This is a genomic window from Nostoc sp. NMS8 (assembly GCF_017115045.1).
GTDB lineage: Bacteria > Cyanobacteriota > Cyanobacteriia > Cyanobacteriales > Nostocaceae > Nostoc.
The window spans coordinates 1-14,936 of sequence record NZ_JABXKK010000040.1; the positions used below are offsets into that span (position 1 = coordinate 1).

Annotated in this window: 13 protein-coding genes; 5 read left to right on the forward strand and 8 right to left on the reverse strand. The window is 42.4% G+C overall.

The genetic code is table 11. From position 1 onward, the window contains the following. The first annotated feature begins 231 nt into the window (after positions 1-231). Positions 232-1,467 (forward strand): LL-diaminopimelate aminotransferase, encoded by a 1,236-nt coding sequence (locus tag HWQ39_RS06135; RefSeq protein ID WP_292842648.1) that lies wholly within the window; start codon positions 232-234, stop codon positions 1,465-1,467. A 342-nt stretch (positions 1,468-1,809) separates the two neighbouring features. Here the strand turns inward: HWQ39_RS06135 and HWQ39_RS06140 are convergent, their stop codons facing one another. Further along, complete coding sequence (locus HWQ39_RS06140; protein ID WP_292842650.1) at positions 1,810-4,032, reverse strand: amylo-alpha-1,6-glucosidase; 2,223 nt, start codon at positions 4,030-4,032, stop codon at positions 1,810-1,812. A 131-nt stretch (positions 4,033-4,163) separates the two neighbouring features. Between HWQ39_RS06140 and HWQ39_RS06145 the strand changes: the two genes are divergently transcribed. The 3 genes from HWQ39_RS06145 (at position 4,164) to HWQ39_RS06155 (ending at position 6,373) form a co-directional block, all read left to right on the forward strand. Beyond that, positions 4,164-4,775, forward strand: coding sequence for a peroxiredoxin (locus HWQ39_RS06145; RefSeq protein ID WP_292842652.1), 612 nt, complete (start codon positions 4,164-4,166; stop codon positions 4,773-4,775). A 249-nt stretch (positions 4,776-5,024) separates the two neighbouring features. Further along, positions 5,025-5,561: a peroxiredoxin gene (locus tag HWQ39_RS06150; RefSeq protein WP_292842654.1), complete on the forward strand. Its 537-nt coding sequence runs from the start codon at positions 5,025-5,027 to the stop codon at positions 5,559-5,561. Positions 5,562-5,719: 158 nt separating this feature from the next. Beyond that, on the forward strand, positions 5,720-6,373 hold the full coding sequence (locus HWQ39_RS06155; protein WP_292842656.1) for a glutathione S-transferase family protein: 654 nt from the start codon (positions 5,720-5,722) through the stop codon (positions 6,371-6,373). Positions 6,374-6,452: 79 nt separating this feature from the next. On the opposite strand, the gene HWQ39_RS06160 is transcribed toward HWQ39_RS06155, so the two are convergent. From HWQ39_RS06160 to HWQ39_RS06170, 3 genes are all read right to left on the reverse strand, one after another. Next, a complete protein-coding gene (locus HWQ39_RS06160) occupies positions 6,453-7,448 on the reverse strand; it encodes a DnaJ C-terminal domain-containing protein (RefSeq protein WP_292842658.1) in 996 nt (331 codons plus the stop codon). A 120-nt stretch (positions 7,449-7,568) separates the two neighbouring features. Then, positions 7,569-8,117: an AAA family ATPase gene (locus HWQ39_RS06165; protein WP_292842660.1), complete on the reverse strand. Its 549-nt coding sequence runs from the start codon at positions 8,115-8,117 to the stop codon at positions 7,569-7,571. Between the two features lie 33 nt (positions 8,118-8,150). Continuing rightward, positions 8,151-9,440 (reverse strand): glucose-1-phosphate adenylyltransferase, encoded by a 1,290-nt coding sequence (locus HWQ39_RS06170; protein ID WP_292842662.1) that lies wholly within the window; start codon positions 9,438-9,440, stop codon positions 8,151-8,153. Positions 9,441-9,838: 398 nt separating this feature from the next. On the opposite strand from HWQ39_RS06170, the gene HWQ39_RS06175 reads away from it, so the two are divergent. Next, the gene (locus tag HWQ39_RS06175; RefSeq protein WP_292842664.1) at positions 9,839-10,090 is read left to right on the forward strand and encodes a hypothetical protein; all 252 of its coding nucleotides are present in this window, start codon (positions 9,839-9,841) and stop codon (positions 10,088-10,090) included. On the opposite strand, the gene HWQ39_RS06180 is transcribed toward HWQ39_RS06175, so the two are convergent. From HWQ39_RS06180 to HWQ39_RS06195, 4 genes are all read right to left on the reverse strand, one after another. Beyond that, positions 10,085-11,935 carry a tetratricopeptide repeat-containing serine protease family protein gene (locus tag HWQ39_RS06180; protein ID WP_292842666.1) on the reverse strand — a complete coding sequence of 617 codons (1,851 nt, stop codon included), beginning with the start codon at positions 11,933-11,935 and terminating at the stop codon, positions 10,085-10,087. The genes HWQ39_RS06175 and HWQ39_RS06180 overlap by 6 nt on opposite strands. Continuing rightward, positions 11,936-12,265 carry a CU044_2847 family protein gene (locus HWQ39_RS06185; RefSeq protein WP_292842668.1) on the reverse strand — a complete coding sequence of 110 codons (330 nt, stop codon included), beginning with the start codon at positions 12,263-12,265 and terminating at the stop codon, positions 11,936-11,938. Between the two features lie 406 nt (positions 12,266-12,671). Next, positions 12,672-12,971: a hypothetical protein gene (locus HWQ39_RS06190; RefSeq protein WP_292842670.1), complete on the reverse strand. Its 300-nt coding sequence runs from the start codon at positions 12,969-12,971 to the stop codon at positions 12,672-12,674. 115 nt (positions 12,972-13,086) lie between these two features. Continuing rightward, positions 13,087-14,814 (reverse strand): S8 family peptidase, encoded by a 1,728-nt coding sequence (locus HWQ39_RS06195; protein ID WP_292842672.1) that lies wholly within the window; start codon positions 14,812-14,814, stop codon positions 13,087-13,089. Positions 14,815-14,936: the final 122 nt, after the last annotated feature.

Genomic DNA, 14,936 nt, shown 5'->3' on the forward strand with positions numbered 1-14,936 from the left:
GCTTAAGTCTACTGAAGTAGACTGGAGATTTTTGGCGATATTTAGTCATCTTCAGATGACTTTAGCTATGAGACGAGAATTTCAATTCCCGGCGGACGAGCGGTTTCACGTTAAGTTGACACCTATGTTCTCCCCCTTGCCCCCTGCTCCCCTGCCTCTTCCCCACTCCCCATTCCCCGCCCTCATAAATTAGCAGTAAGCTATTTGAGGGCGTTTTTCATAATCTACATAATGGCAACTATTAACGACAACTACCTGAAGCTGAAAGCGGGTTATCTGTTTCCAGAAATTGCTCGGCGGGTGAATGTCTTTGCAGAAGCAAACAGTAATGCTAAAATTATCCGGCTGGGCATTGGCGATGTTACCGAACCTCTGCCGGAGGCTTGCCGCACAGCGATGATTAAAGCTGTGGAAGAAATGGGCGATCGCAATACCTTCAAAGGCTACGGCCCGGAGCAAGGCTACGCATGGTTGCGGGAGAAAATTGCTACTCATGATTTCCAAGCACGAGGAGCCGATATAGATGCTTCAGAAATCTTTATCTCCGATGGTTCTAAGTGCGACACAGGCAATATTCTAGAAATCTTTGGTCATGACAATATAATTGCCGTTACTGACCCCGTTTACCCTGTGTATGTAGATACTAACGTTATGGTGGGAAATACTGGAGATGCCAACGATAAAGGCGAATTTGAGGGTTTAGTTTATCTACCAATTACAGCTGATAACAACTTTACCGCCGAGATTCCCGCAAAGAAAGTCGATTTAATTTATCTCTGCTTTCCCAATAACCCCACTGGCGCAACTGCTACCAAAGAGTATCTCAAAGCATGGGTAGACTATGCCAAAGCTAATAACTCGATTATTTTCTTTGATGCAGCCTACGAAGCTTATATTACCGCTCCGTCAATTCCGCACTCAATTTATGAAATTGAAGGTGCAAGAGAAGTTGCGATCGAATTTCGGTCTTTCTCTAAGAACGCAGGTTTTACAGGAACTCGTTGCGCGTTAACTGTTGTACCGAAGACACTCACAGCAAAAGCCGCCGATGGTTCCGATGTCGAATTGTGGAAACTCTGGAATCGTCGCCAGTCTACCAAATTTAACGGTGTTTCTTACATCATCCAACGAGGAGCCGAAGCGGTTTACTCCGAAGAAGGACAAGCGCAAATCAAAGGATTGGTGAGTTTCTATCTAGAAAACGCCAAAATTATCCGCGAGAAACTCACAGCCGCCGGATTATCAGTTTATGGAGGTGTGAACGCACCTTACGTTTGGGTAAAAACACCTAATGGTTTATCCAGTTGGGAATTTTTTGATAAGTTGCTGCAAACCGTGAACGTTGTGGGGACACCAGGTTCTGGCTTTGGTGCTGCGGGTGAAGGTTACTTCCGCATTTCGGCGTTTAACAGTCGGGAGAATGTCGAAGAGGCGATGAAGCGGATTACCGAGAAGTTTAAAGTGTAGAGCGATCGCTTTTGTTAAACTCAATCTATTAGTCTAAAGGTTACGGTGGGCTGTATTATCCACCGCAACCTCATAGATTTTGAATTTTGAATTGGAGCGTTCGCCTTTGGCGTCTCGTAGAGAAGCGACGTGACTGCTGCTGTAGAACGTAGTTGGCAAGTAGGAAGTTTTCAAGCTTTAGAAGAATTAGAAGCGTTGATTTAGTGGCTATTCTATTAGCCACTAGATTGAATGGCACTAAAAAAAGCTCTAAGCTATGCTCCATAGAGATTACATGCATTAATGCCATTCTTTCACGATGGCTACTTGTAGCGATATATCACACTCATCACTCATTACTCATCACTCATTAATGTGGCGGATTACTTCGGCAACCGACCAAGCTTGAGCGATCGCTCCTCTGGGTGTGTGAGGTGAATCGCCATCAAAAATCTCCGAAATAGAACCAAGACAAGCGTCAAATCGAAAGTGATCTAGCAGGGGTTGCCAATCAAAAGGCAGCGATTGCTGGGGATAAAAACGTTGCCAAGCCCGAATATATGGCCCAATTAGCCAAGTCCAAACAGTACCTTGATGATAAGCGCGATCGCGTTGCTCTTGGTTGCCCTCATATCTCCCTTTATATTCAGGATCTCCTGGATCGAGACTGCGAAGACCATAGGGAGTAAGCAAGCTGGTAGTTGCCAAATCTAATATCTGACACCCTTGCTGTTCAGAAAACCCGCAATGGTGCAGCGACAACGCCAAAACAGCATTAGGACGAATTTGAAAATTCCGGCGATCGTCCGGCTCAATAGTATCGTACAAATAACCTAGCTGAGAATTCCAAAACTTTTGCAGCGAGGTTTTTACAAGTTGTGCTTGTTGAGCATAACGCTGTGATTGCTTCGTGAGACGCGGCGAACCATACTCAAGCTGGCTCAAGCGCTCTGCCCACTGACTCAGCCAGCATAAAGCAGAATACCACAAGGCATTGATTTCCACTGGCTTCCCGTGACGGGGAGTAACGGGAAGCGATCCAATTACCACATCCATCCAAGTGAGGGCTACACCACGAGTATCCCAACTAACTAGTCCATCAGTAGCATGGACTTGGATATTGAAATGTGTACCACCGACAAATGCTTTGTAGATTTGCTGTACTATCGGAAATTGCTCTGCCAAAAAATCCCAGTCTTGGGTAGCTTCTAAATAAAGTCCTAAAGTTTCAATCCACCATAACGCTGCATCAATACTGTTATAAATAGGTTCACCATTAATATCAGGAAATGCATTAGGAATCAAACCGTGGCGACAATAATGCCCAAAAGTTCGCAATACTCCTTTTGCCAGATCAAAGCGTTGTGGAACTAGTGCCAACCCCGGTAAGGCGATTAATGTGTCGCGTCCCCAGTCATTAAACCAGTGATAACCAGCAATCACCGTAGGGCCTGAAATTGAGGCTCGATAGACGATAAATTGATCGCTTGCTTTGAGTAATTGTTGACTGAGTGAGAATTGGGCATGGGGCATTGGGCATGGGGCATTGGGCATTGGACATTCATAATTATTTCCCTGCTCCTCTGCTCCCCTGCTCCCCTGCTCCTCTGCCCCTCTGCTCCCCTGCTCCCCTGCCCCTCTACGTCCCCCACTCCACCCAAAAATCTTTGAGAGCCTTTCTTGCTCTGCCTCCACGGCTTCTGCAAAGGTTTCGGGGGTGAGAATACCTGATACTGAGTCGGGAAAACCTACTCGTGCTTCTAGAGTTACTGTATCTCCTGGTTGCAGTGTGACTATCAAGTAACCAGGACTGTACAAGTCTTCCTTGTCCCCTAATCCCCGTTTCGTCTCCTCAGATAATCCATAATCCCAATACCAAACTGCATCTGGTTGATAATTCCCTTGTGTCCAGCGCAAGTGCCAAGGTATACCGAAATGTCCAGAATCGATTGCTTGTAGACAGACTTGTTGTTGCCCTAGTAATTGTGAGAACTTTAATTCTTGACTAGCAGTTTGCTGGTGGTGAAAGTCACGTTCTGCTATCAACAGTCGCAACCGTAAAATCGCTGTATGACTTCCCTCGTAGCGATACTGAATTAAAATTCGATGGCAAAATTGGGCAGGGGAATTGGGAATTGGGCATTGGGCATTGAGAAGAGGCAGAGGGGCAGGGTGCGGGGGGCAGAGGAGAGGAATTTTCCCCCTGCTCCCTGCGCCCTGCTCCCCTGCTTCTTCCCCAGCCCCCACCAACCCATAAGGCATTACCAACTCTCTGGTTAACTGCCAGTTATCTTGACCCCAAGTCCATTTTGGAACTGGGTTAATATCAAAATTGCGTAGCAGTTCATAGCCTGTCCGCTCAATCTGATTTTTACCCCAAAAATTTGTCCCTAGTGACACAACGCTTCCTAATACTTCCAAACTAGCTTCTAGGTGCGAAAACAGCAGAGTCCTCCCAGAAGGCGGGTTTGTCGCGGCAAACAGCCAACCATGATAAGTACGCGTGCGGACACCAGAAACAGTACCACTGGCAAAACTTCCTAAGCCATTGGTAAGCAACCATTCTCTTGTATCTAAATCAGGCATTTGCTACTCAAAATCGTTATGAGTATGATATAGTCGTAACAGATCGTAATTAAACTGTGAGAGCGTGAATGGGTGAGTTTTACTTGACCCGAATTTCAACGCTACTAAACCGATAAAGGAGAATTAGGTTAATGTCCCTTACTTACGGAACCGAAGGAAGCCTCCGCGTAGGTCAACAAGCTCCCGATTTCGCAGCAACCGCTGTGGTAGATCAGGAATTTAAGACAATCAAACTTTCCGATTATCGCGGTAAGTATGTCGTCCTGTTTTTCTACCCACTAGACTTTACCTTTGTTTGTCCTACTGAAATTACAGCATTTAGCGATCGCTACGAAGAATTCAAGAAAATCAATACTGAAGTCCTTGGGGCTTCCGTTGACAGTGAATTCTCTCACCTCGCTTGGATTCAAACAGATCGTAAATCTGGTGGCGTTGGCGACTTGAATTATCCTCTAGTCTCCGACATCAAGAAAGAAATTAGCGCCGCTTACAACGTTCTTGACCCAGCAGCAGGCATTGCCTTGCGTGGTCTATTCATCATCGATAAAGATGGTATCATACAGCACGCCACCATTAACAATCTAGCTTTTGGTCGTAGCGTTGATGAAACCCTACGAACATTACAAGCAATTCAGCATGTTCAGTCTCACCCCGATGAAGTTTGCCCAGCTGGTTGGCAACCTGGTGATAAGACAATGAATCCCGATCCAGTGAAGTCTAAAGTCTACTTCTCTGCTGTCTAAATTTAGCTAGCAAACTCTAATCCATATTGTTGGAGTTGAGAATAAAATCAACGAAAACCATAGATAAACAGAGATATACATTCAACAATGTCAACCTCCGTATATATCTATGGTTTTTTCATTAAATGGTATTCAAGCAATATTGATGTAATAAATAATACATCTTACGCTAATTATTACTGATAAAATGCTCAAAAGCGTATCCAATAACTCTTTAACAATCAAAAATCTAAAATCTAAAATTTTATTATGCTTACTTCAACTGATTTTCGGGGCTTATTAAATGAGCGTTTCTTCCGTAATTTTTTACCAGTTCCAGCTAGCAATAAACTCAGATTGGGAGTGGGAACACCAGATTTTCAACTGCCAGATATTACTAACGGAAGATTAGTAAAATTGTCTGATTATAAAGGTAAGCAACCTGTGTTAATTGCCTTGACTCGCATCTTTACCGAAAAGCAATATTGTCCCTTTTGTTTTCCTCACATCAAAGAGTTAAATGAGAACTATGAACAATTTAAAAAACTTGGGATAGAAGTTTTAATTATTACTAGTACCGATGAACGGCAGAGTCAAATAGTTGTGAGAGATTTAGGCTTGCAAATGCCATTACTGAGCGATCCTAGTTGTAGAGTATTTCGTACCTATCAAGTAGGACAAGCACTGGGAGCGCCTTTACCAGCCCAGTTTGTATTAGATAAAGAAGGGAAACTCCGTTACTGGCATTTATTTTCTTTTCTGGATTACAATGCTAATGTTGAGACATTGTTAGGACAATTCAATTGAGTAAGCTAATCGGTATTCAAATTGCATAATTACGGCGCTCATGTTGTCTACCCTACAAGATATTGAGAAAGATTTGATATGTAAATTAGATGTACTTTAGCTTATAAGGTGTAAAATTGGCATTGTCCGCCTTACTTATAAAACTGTGAGGTTTTCTCATGCTGACACTTCATCACGCGTTCATTTCTCCCAACTCACGCCGCGTCTGGATTACTCTGCTGGAAAAAGGACTTGAGTTTGAATTGGTAGAGATACAACTGGATGGAGAGCAGTTTAAATCGGAGTTTTTGACAATTAACCCTTTCCATCATATTCCAGTGTTGGTGGATGACGGCTTTAATGTAGTGGAATCCTTAGCAATTCTGGACTATTTAGAGGCAAAATACCCTACACCTGCGATGTTGCCTAAAGATGCCAAGGATTTAGCGATCGCACGTATGGTACAACTGATAACTGTGAATGAACTTTTGCCAGCAACCACCACATTTCTACCTCAGTATCTAGGCTTGCCTGGAGGAGATGCAGAAAAAATCGAGAAGGCACTGCATAAAATTGCCACAGTGCTGAAGTTTTTTGAAAATTTATTAGACGATCGGCCTTACTTTGCTAGTCACAACCTCACTCTTGCTGAAGTTGTGGCTGGAACTGTAGTAAATGTGCTGCCAAGTGTAGGCATTTCCTTAAGTGAATATCCAAAATTAAATGCTTGGTGCGATCGCTTAGTGGCACGTCCATCGTGGCAAGCTACCGAGGCTACACCGGAGGCAATAGAAGCCTTGAAGTCCATTATGGTAGCGAGAATGGCACAGTAAATTCATACCTAATGAATTTAGAGACGCGAAGTTACACATTTATGCAGCTACGCTAACGCGTCTCTACAATCCAAAATATTCACAGCCTGACTTGGTTCAAATGACTACGGGGATTATAAGTACGTATAGCGCGGATTTTTTCATAATATTCCCGTTCTTGTGGATTGAGTTCTTTTGGTGGCACGATCGCTACTTTCACCAACTGATCGCCGCGTCCACCCTTAGCTAGAGGCCAACCTTTGCCACGTAAACGCAGAGATTGACCAGAACGCACTCCTGCTGGTAGCTTGACATTAACTGAACCATCGGGAGTGGGTACATCAATAGACGCTCCCAAAGTAGCTTCATCTGGTGTGATTGCGACTTCGCATACCAAGTTCTCACCTTCCATTTGGAAAAACGAGTGCGGCTGAAGTTCGACTTTTAAGTATAAATCCCCACGTTGCTTAGTCATGGGGTTGATTTGACCTTTGCCCCGCACGCGCAGGCGAGTACCAGTTTTAGCCCCAGATGGGATGCGGACATCTATTGTTTCGTTACCTAAACTAAAGCGTTTTTGTACACCATTAAATGCTTCAGCCAGAGTTAGAGCGATTGCAGCTTCACTATCTTGGCTAGTACCCGCACCTGCATCTTGAAACCCAAAATCGTTAAAGCCGCCAAAACCACTTGGCGCGCCTGTAGGAGTGCGGTAAGAGTAACTTTGTTGCCCACCGCGAGGCGTAGCACCACCAAAACGTCCTAGCAACTCATTAATGAACTCATCAAAATTTCCGTATTGGCTGAAGTCAAAGTTACCCATATCGGCACCAACACCCCCAGATGGGAAACCTTCACCAGCTTGTTTCCAATATTGACCGAATTGGTCGTATTTTTTGCGTTTATCTGGGTCTGACACAACCTCGTAGGCTTCACTAACTTCCTTGAAGCGTGCTTCTGCCTGTTTGTTGTTTGGGTTGACATCAGGATGATATTTGCGGGCTAATTTACGAAAGGCTTGTTTAATTTCCTCTGGAGTGGCAGTCTTACTGACTCCCAAAATAGCGTAATAGTCCTTGAAGTCAGTTGCAGCCATCTACCAGCCTCCTATAGAAATTCCCGTTATGTTTTTTTTTAAGATGAGAGATATTTAATTTGCCTGGTATAGTGCCAAGCAAAAATAATCTGATTTTAAGTTAACAAAAAATATATAAAATCAAGTGTGGTTCTCGCTCATCAAGCGATCGCAATTTCCGTACTCCGATTTTTCTGATCGGCGGATCAGGTTGTCTAGTCCTTCTTCCAGGCTTGGGGGAGCATCCCGGAGTTGACGGTGCATCCGCAAAATAACTTCTTCAGGAACCTGGCGCGATCGCCTTTTATTCCGTGCCAAACAGAGCCAAACTGGTGTATCCACCCAAATTCCCGTAATGTGGGTAAAGCCAAAGTCACGGGCTAAAGCAATGACTTCACGACGATGATGGCGCTGGGCATTAGTGGCATCGAAAATAGCTGTATTTTCGGTAGAAATAGCTTGCTGAAATTGCCGCTGAATTTCGCCCCAAATCAGCAGCCACGGCCCCTGAACAGCTTGGGAACCGAACAATTGCCCCCGGATGTCATCTGTAGAAATCAGCGGCATTTGGGGGCATTCTGCCAGTAATTGTTTTGCCAAAGTTGACTTACCGCTACCTGGAAGACCAATCAGCAAAAAAAGTGAGGAGTGAGAAGTTAAGAGTGAAGAGTGATTGGAAGTTTTATTCATAACTCATAACTCCTAACTCATAACTCCTAACTCTTAAATGATTGTTCCATCAGGAATTACAGCATTTTTCAACACGACAACGATGCCACTGCGGATGTAGAAACCTTGATTTTCCCGTTCAGCTTCTTGCACGTTATCTTTATTGATAATCTTGACATCGTGCCCGATACTGGCGTTTTTATCGATGATGGCACCGCGAATAATCGAGTCAGTACCAATACCTACAGGAATGTCACCTTTTTCTACATTGCATTGGCGTTCCACAGAAGGTTGATAAAAATCTGCACCCATGAGCAAAGATTCTTCGATGACACAGCCAGATTCAATCCGCGATCGCACTCCTAATACTGAATGTTGAATGCGGCAATTTTTCAGAATACAACCTTCGCCGATAATTGATTCTGTGATGTGGCAATCTAAAAGTTTAGTTGGAGGTAAGTAACGAGCGCGGGTATAAATTGGTGCTTTTTCATCGTAGAAACTAAAAGGTGGCTGGGGCTGCTGAGTCAGGGCTAAATTGGCATGATAAAATGCCTCAATTGTTCCAATATCTTCCCAGTAGTCATCAAAAAGGTAAGCTTGAACGTTGTAATCTTTAGAGGCATCAGGAATAATTTCTTTGCCGAAATCAGTCCTTTCTACACCTTCTCTTAACAACTTGAACAAAACCTCTTTTTTAAAGACATAAATCCCCATTGAGGCGATGTAAGGCTGTTGCTGGGCTTGTTCTTTTGATAATCCCAGTACGCTTGTATCAACTTGCATTTGGAGTAACGCTTCACCTTTGGGTTTTTCGCTAAAATCGATTACTCTACCAGAGTCGTCAATTTTCATCAAGCCAAAATCTGAGGCGCGGCGCTCATCGATGGGGATGACTGAGAGAGTAATATCAGCCCCCGTTTCCCTATGGCGTTGGATAAACTGGCGATAATCCATGCGGTAGAGGTGATCGCCTGAGAGAATAAGATATTCTTCTACATCCCATTCTTCCATTAACCATAGATACTGACGTACAGCATCGGCTGTACCTTGGAACCAGTTGGGGTTTTCTGGTGTTTGTTGTGCCGCTAGCACTTCTACAAAGCCTTCATTGAAGCCAGTAAAGTTGTAGGTACGGGCGATATGACGATTCAGGGAAGCTGAGTTGAATTGTGTCAGGACGTAGATTTTGAATATTTCGGAATTTATGCAGTTACTAACAGGGATATCGATTAGGCGGTACTTCCCCGCTACTGGTACTGCTGGTTTCGCGCGGAGTTTGGTTAGGGGGTAAAGCCGAGTACCAGCGCCACCACCAAGAATGATTGATAATACTTTTTTCACAAAATGTCTCCCGACTGCCTTTCAACTCTCATATTCAGTTTAGGACTGTCTGCCACCACAGGTAAGGGGGATCGTCTGATTCTTTGGGATGAATTTTAGAGAATCCTACTGGTGATGGATAGTGGGGCTGATGATTAAACAATCAAAAATTTATGTTACTTACATTAGTAATGAGTATGATAAAATACAAGTAATTCCAAACTACGTACTTCATGAATCTCATCTGAATTTTAACAACACGTAATTTTGGGTAGTGCCACCTACTACACTTAGAGTTATCCAAAAAAACACGACTGTATAAATTCAAGGATAGTGACTTAATTTTGCAGCTATTAATTATGTCATACTATGAATCTTAATAAAAATTCAACGTATATCCAAATCAGGAGAAAAGCATTATGAGCGATCTACACCAGGAGCCTTTAATCCCTAAAACTACTATTGAAGGAAATCAATTTAATATTTCTGAAAATACAAATTTTTTCTCACATTTAAAATCTCGTAACCGCCCCTGTACCCCTTGTAAAGTTGAGCGTAATGGGAAAATATTTGTTGAACTGCATTATGTAGAAAATGGCTCCTGCACTGATGAGCGTTGCCCTCCTGATACTACACCAACTCCGAATATACCCCCTGCTGAAATTTTATAAACTAGAAATAATTTCACTTACTGCTTTTGTCACGGTTGCAGTGTTTGATTTTTCAGCAAAAGCATTTAGATTATTAATAATGTCACTTTTAATTTTTTTATTTGAATCTATGTAGCGACTAACATGTTGATATGTTTTTTTGGCTTTCTCCACTTTCCCTGCCTTGAGTTCAGCTAAACCCAAAAAATGACAGTACTCAACATTTTCAGGTTCTCTATGACATATAGTTTCTAGATCACTGATAGCATCTTCAATTTTACCTTTATTTAAAAATACAATCGCTCTGTGGTAACGAGCTAATATAGTAGCCTCTGATTTAATACCAGAATTGATTATTTTTTCATAAGATTTTATGGCTTCATCTGTTTCGCCAAGTTTCTCGTGAAGTAATCCTTTATTTAAAAGAGTCTGATATGGTTTAAGACTATACTCAGATCCTTTTCTATAAGCACTTAAAGCTTTTACACAAGCTTCTACAGTATTTTTACAGTCGGAGTCAATACTAATTTCATACATAGAACCTAAAAAAAAGTAAGCCTCTGCTAACTTTTCTGCATTAGCTTTATTTTGCCCAAGCTTTCTGGATTCTGCAATTTCCAAAGCATCTGCTAGAACTTCTCGTGCTTTAGGTATTTGCTGATTTAAATAATAACTCATACTTATATTAAAAGAAGTCATTAAACTTATCAAATCGGGAATATATTGTGCTTGTATATGTTCTTCTGAAACGTTATTTGAAGATACTGATAGTGAACTAAGGAATCCAATCTCTTCTTTTATTCCCTTTAAATAAATTTGCAGCGATTCGCTATCTCTAAGTCCCCAAACGACGAGAGTTGCTTTTTGCTCTTCTCCTAGCCTTTGGGCTTCTTGGTTTGTGGAAACTATTTCATCAGCATAACAGACTTCAATTTTATCTAGCTTTTGTATATCTTGTTGAATTCTGGTTAATAATCGCTTTTCTGTAAGTAAAATATTTGTTTTATTACCATTATTGAAATTAGCAATGACAATTTTTTTGACTGTTTCCTGATGTTGAGACATATTTTTACAGATATCTATTGCTGACAATGTTGAATTTTTATATGTAATTATAAATATTACTCCCAAAGAAAGAAGTAAAGCAATACTAACCAATAACCAATAACGGTTACGCCAATATCGAAAGCGTTTATCCGGGGTCAGAATTAGTGGTGGAATAGTCCATTGAGCTAGTGCAGTCCAAGCGGTTGCTATTAATTTTGTTGGGATCATAAAAGCAACCTTGGCTTCTGGACGCTTTTGATCAGCTGCTACAGCCATCCCGACTACGCCATTTAGTTGTTCATCCCAAATAGGTGCGCCACTGAAGCCAGGTTCTAATCGAACTCCTGTTTCTTTAATATCTTCTATCTGTATCCAGCCAGTTCCTTGGCGTCCTCGTAGTACACCAGTGGCTTCTAAGCCGTCATCATGTCCAGCAGGAAATCCAAAAGTCCTAAAGGAATGACCCCGTAAATCTTCTTCTATTATTAAATCTACGGGTTGCGCGGCTTCTGGAACATTACCATTTAATTCCAATCCAGCAATGTCTTCTTTACCCTTGACTGAGGTAGAACCTTTCGGCGGAACTGGCCGCCAAAAAACTACTTTTCCAGTTAAACTTTCTTCTGAGGCGATGAGAGGAAAGTCTAGATACACAACTTCAGTAGGTCTTTTTTGAGTGTCTCTGGAAATTCCTAGTGCATCAGCAACCACATGGGCACAAGTTATGACATGCTTTGGAGATACTAGAAAGCCAGCACCGACAACTACTCCGTTAGATCTGCAAATTCGGACAATTGCTGTTTCAAGTCCTGTTGGCATCTATACTGACTTTTGTTTCCACTTAAGGGTGATTTCGTAGTTTCCTTCAATACTAGCACTGGCAATAATCGCCCCAGCTTCAGCGCTCATTTTGATACCAAACTTTACTTCTACTTCATCGGCTGGCTGATTTAAAGTACGAAGTTTATTAACGATAGTATTGGCTATGGGTTTGATTCCTTCCAAAGCTGTCTCAAAGGTTTGTTCTGCCTTCTGCAAAAGATCCTCTTGGCGGCCAATTCGTCCTATGCTATCTTCCAACTCTGGTTTATCTACTTCTACTAAGATGTAGCTACCGTCTTCTAACGGAAATTGAATTAGACGTTTCACAGATAAAACCTCTGATGTTGATTGTTAAACTACTGAGTGCTGAACTTTGGTATTTCCTAGTCGAGGGCCTTCAGATCCCCGACTTCTTGAAGAAGTCGGGGATCTGTAACCTGTCATAATCTGTGTGACAGACTACTATTACAGCACAGCGCAAATAAACCACCAATTCCAAATCAATGAAACGCTTGCGGTATAATAATTACACCTACCAATAGTGCGAGGAAAACTACTACTGCTAAGTGTAAGTCTTTTTTATTACCTAGAAATATCTCATATAATAAAACGCTAATAGCCGCCTTGTATCAAGACGATTATATAGAAAATGTTAAAAAATATTAATATGGATTCTTCGGCTTTGGAGAACAGAGATTATTGGTTGAGAAATGCGATCGCTCTTATTTACGCATTAAACGCCCAACTTGCCTATATTGATTCTCTTATTAACCAAACGCAATTGGTGCGATCGCTTCAAAAACTTCACCCAAGGTTGCTCTGATAACTGGGAAATGGCATTGGCTGACAGTGTTGCCGTGAAAATATCTTTGCCACTGCTAACATCACTGACACCTAAACTTTCTAAAACAGCAGTTGCAGCCGAGTCTAAAACTAGTTCAGTATGGATGAAAACTGCCAAATTAGTTTCTTCTGAATCTTGAATGTCATTCAGGGCTGTAGCAAGAGCGGCATCTAGTTTCTGATAATTCATCAGCAACTCCTTAGTAACTTAGGGTAGATAATTTTTGCCTACCCTAACTTATCAAATTTATCGGTTATTATTGCCTACCTTTGTACAGAAATAATATCCACTTTTCTCAATCTAATTACAGATTAGCTGCATTAATCACTCCATAACCCCATTTTTCATCAAATGTGCCTGCATCTTTTTCGGGAATTGCACTATTTTTACGTAGGTAGTCTTTCACAGCAGCCGGATCGAGTTCAGGATTTCGCTGCAACAGCAGCGCCACTAACCCACTAACGAAGGGTGTCGCCATACTTGTACCAGCCTGCACCACAAACTTAGAATTAATCATCGATGAGCGGTCAAAGCTGGCATCGGCGGAAAGGGTGGAAATAATCATTGCTCCGGGTGCTGCTACATCAGGCTTCTGTCCATCATTGCGTAGAGGCCCTTCACTACTGAATTCCGAAATAGTATTCAGTTCTAAGCCCATTTCTCGCACTTGGTTATCAATATCTGTGTACTTGGTTTTAGTAGTATAGGCGGCAACTGTAATTGCACTGCTAGCTGCTCCAGGTGAACCAATTTTTAACGCATCCTTTACACTTTTACCTGTAAAAAACACTGACGAAGTGTCATCTAATGTCCACACATCTAAACGTGTGTCAGTTGAAGAAGTGTTGCGGACTCGCAACTGCCAAACACCTCCCATTACTGGCGAGGGGTCAATACCACGTATTTGCACAAAGAAATTATGGTCGCCGTTGGCTTTATCTGGTGCTGGTGTCGCTAATTGTACCCGTGCATCTGGTAACTGGTAATCTTGGGCGGCATTACCATCAGTAATTATTTTTTGGAAGGGCGTGACAAAACCGTTAGGACTCCGCACAGACACTTCCAATTCGCTGTCTTTGGAATACCAGGCGTTTAACCAAACTATGCCTACTTGATTTAAAGGAACTTTAAAGCGCATACCACGAGTGCCTCCACTGGGTATGATCGCTTGTCCATGAATGTTATCATTTCCTTCGTTACCCGCAGCACAGCAAACAATTCTTCCGGGGCCAGTTTTGGCATCAATTACCTTTGATAAGGAGTCGCTACCATCATGGGCATCAGCGTGTCCACCCAAGCTGAGATTTACCACTGCTGGGCGTCCCAACTCTCTGGCAACTCGGAAAATGTAACGCACACCATCAGCAATGTGGGCATCCTGTAAATCGGATCTGACGATAACTAATTCCGCTTCTGGTGCGACACCGCTATAGTTAGTATCAGCACCGGCGGCAATGCCAGCAACATGAGTACCATGTCCGGCAGTATCCTGAGAAATTGTTAGTTGCGCTCCCGTCAATTCAGCGCCATAGCCGCCCTCTGTGACTCCTGGCCCTGGCAGTGTTTGATCCCAAATGTGTAAAATTCTTCCAGCAAAGGCGGGGTGTTTCGGATCGATACCACTGTCTATAATGCCGATGATTACTCCTTTACCAGTCAGTCCGGTTCGGTTTTTGAACTCTGGTAGTTTGACTGTTTCCAGGGCAGTGTCCATCCTCAAATGAAGTTTGCGTGATGGCTTAATCCGCTGAATCACATCTTCTTCAGATAAGGCATCTAAACTCTCTATCGGTAAGAAAGCCGTCCGCACACTCCCAGAGTTTTGATTGACTTCAATATTATATTGTGATAAGTAACTTAAGTCGGCATCAGGGTCGCAATAAATAAAAACAACGCTTTTAGTAGGTTTTACTGGGCTTTTGTGGGCAATGATGCCAAGGGATTTTTTGTGTGTAACTAAAGCTTTATCTCCTTCATTTTGATAGTCTTGAAATGCTAACAGTAGTCCGGGAGAAAGTTTTTCGTGTCTCATTTTTACCTCAAGTTAAATTATTCGCTGTCAACGAAGTAGTGATTTTAGCAAGATAAGTCGCTCTAGCATTAATGCGGACTATGTATTTTTTTAGCCTTGATTATTTGATGCGACTATAGTTA

Bases quoted from the DNA above. Each gene is read 5' to 3' on its own strand.
- HWQ39_RS06145 (WP_292842652.1), top strand. From the start codon at position 4,164: ATGTCCCTTACTTACGGAACCGAAGGAAGCCTCCGCGTAGGTCAACAA.
- HWQ39_RS06175 (WP_292842664.1), top strand. From the start codon at position 9,839: ATGAGCGATCTACACCAGGAGCCTTTAATCCCTAAAACTACTATTGAA.
- HWQ39_RS06155 (WP_292842656.1), top strand. From the start codon at position 5,720: ATGCTGACACTTCATCACGCGTTCATTTCTCCCAACTCACGCCGCGTC.
- HWQ39_RS06165 (WP_292842660.1), bottom strand. From the start codon at position 8,117: ATGAATAAAACTTCCAATCACTCTTCACTCTTAACTTCTCACTCCTCA.
- HWQ39_RS06190 (WP_292842670.1), bottom strand. From the start codon at position 12,971: ATGAATTATCAGAAACTAGATGCCGCTCTTGCTACAGCCCTGAATGAC.
- HWQ39_RS06150 (WP_292842654.1), top strand. From the start codon at position 5,025: ATGCTTACTTCAACTGATTTTCGGGGCTTATTAAATGAGCGTTTCTTC.
- HWQ39_RS06195 (WP_292842672.1), bottom strand. From the start codon at position 14,814: ATGAGACACGAAAAACTTTCTCCCGGACTACTGTTAGCATTTCAAGAC.
- HWQ39_RS06140 (WP_292842650.1), bottom strand. From the start codon at position 4,032: ATGCCTGATTTAGATACAAGAGAATGGTTGCTTACCAATGGCTTAGGA.
- HWQ39_RS06180 (WP_292842666.1), bottom strand. From the start codon at position 11,935: ATGCCAACAGGACTTGAAACAGCAATTGTCCGAATTTGCAGATCTAAC.
- HWQ39_RS06135 (WP_292842648.1), top strand. From the start codon at position 232: ATGGCAACTATTAACGACAACTACCTGAAGCTGAAAGCGGGTTATCTG.
- HWQ39_RS06160 (WP_292842658.1), bottom strand. From the start codon at position 7,448: ATGGCTGCAACTGACTTCAAGGACTATTACGCTATTTTGGGAGTCAGT.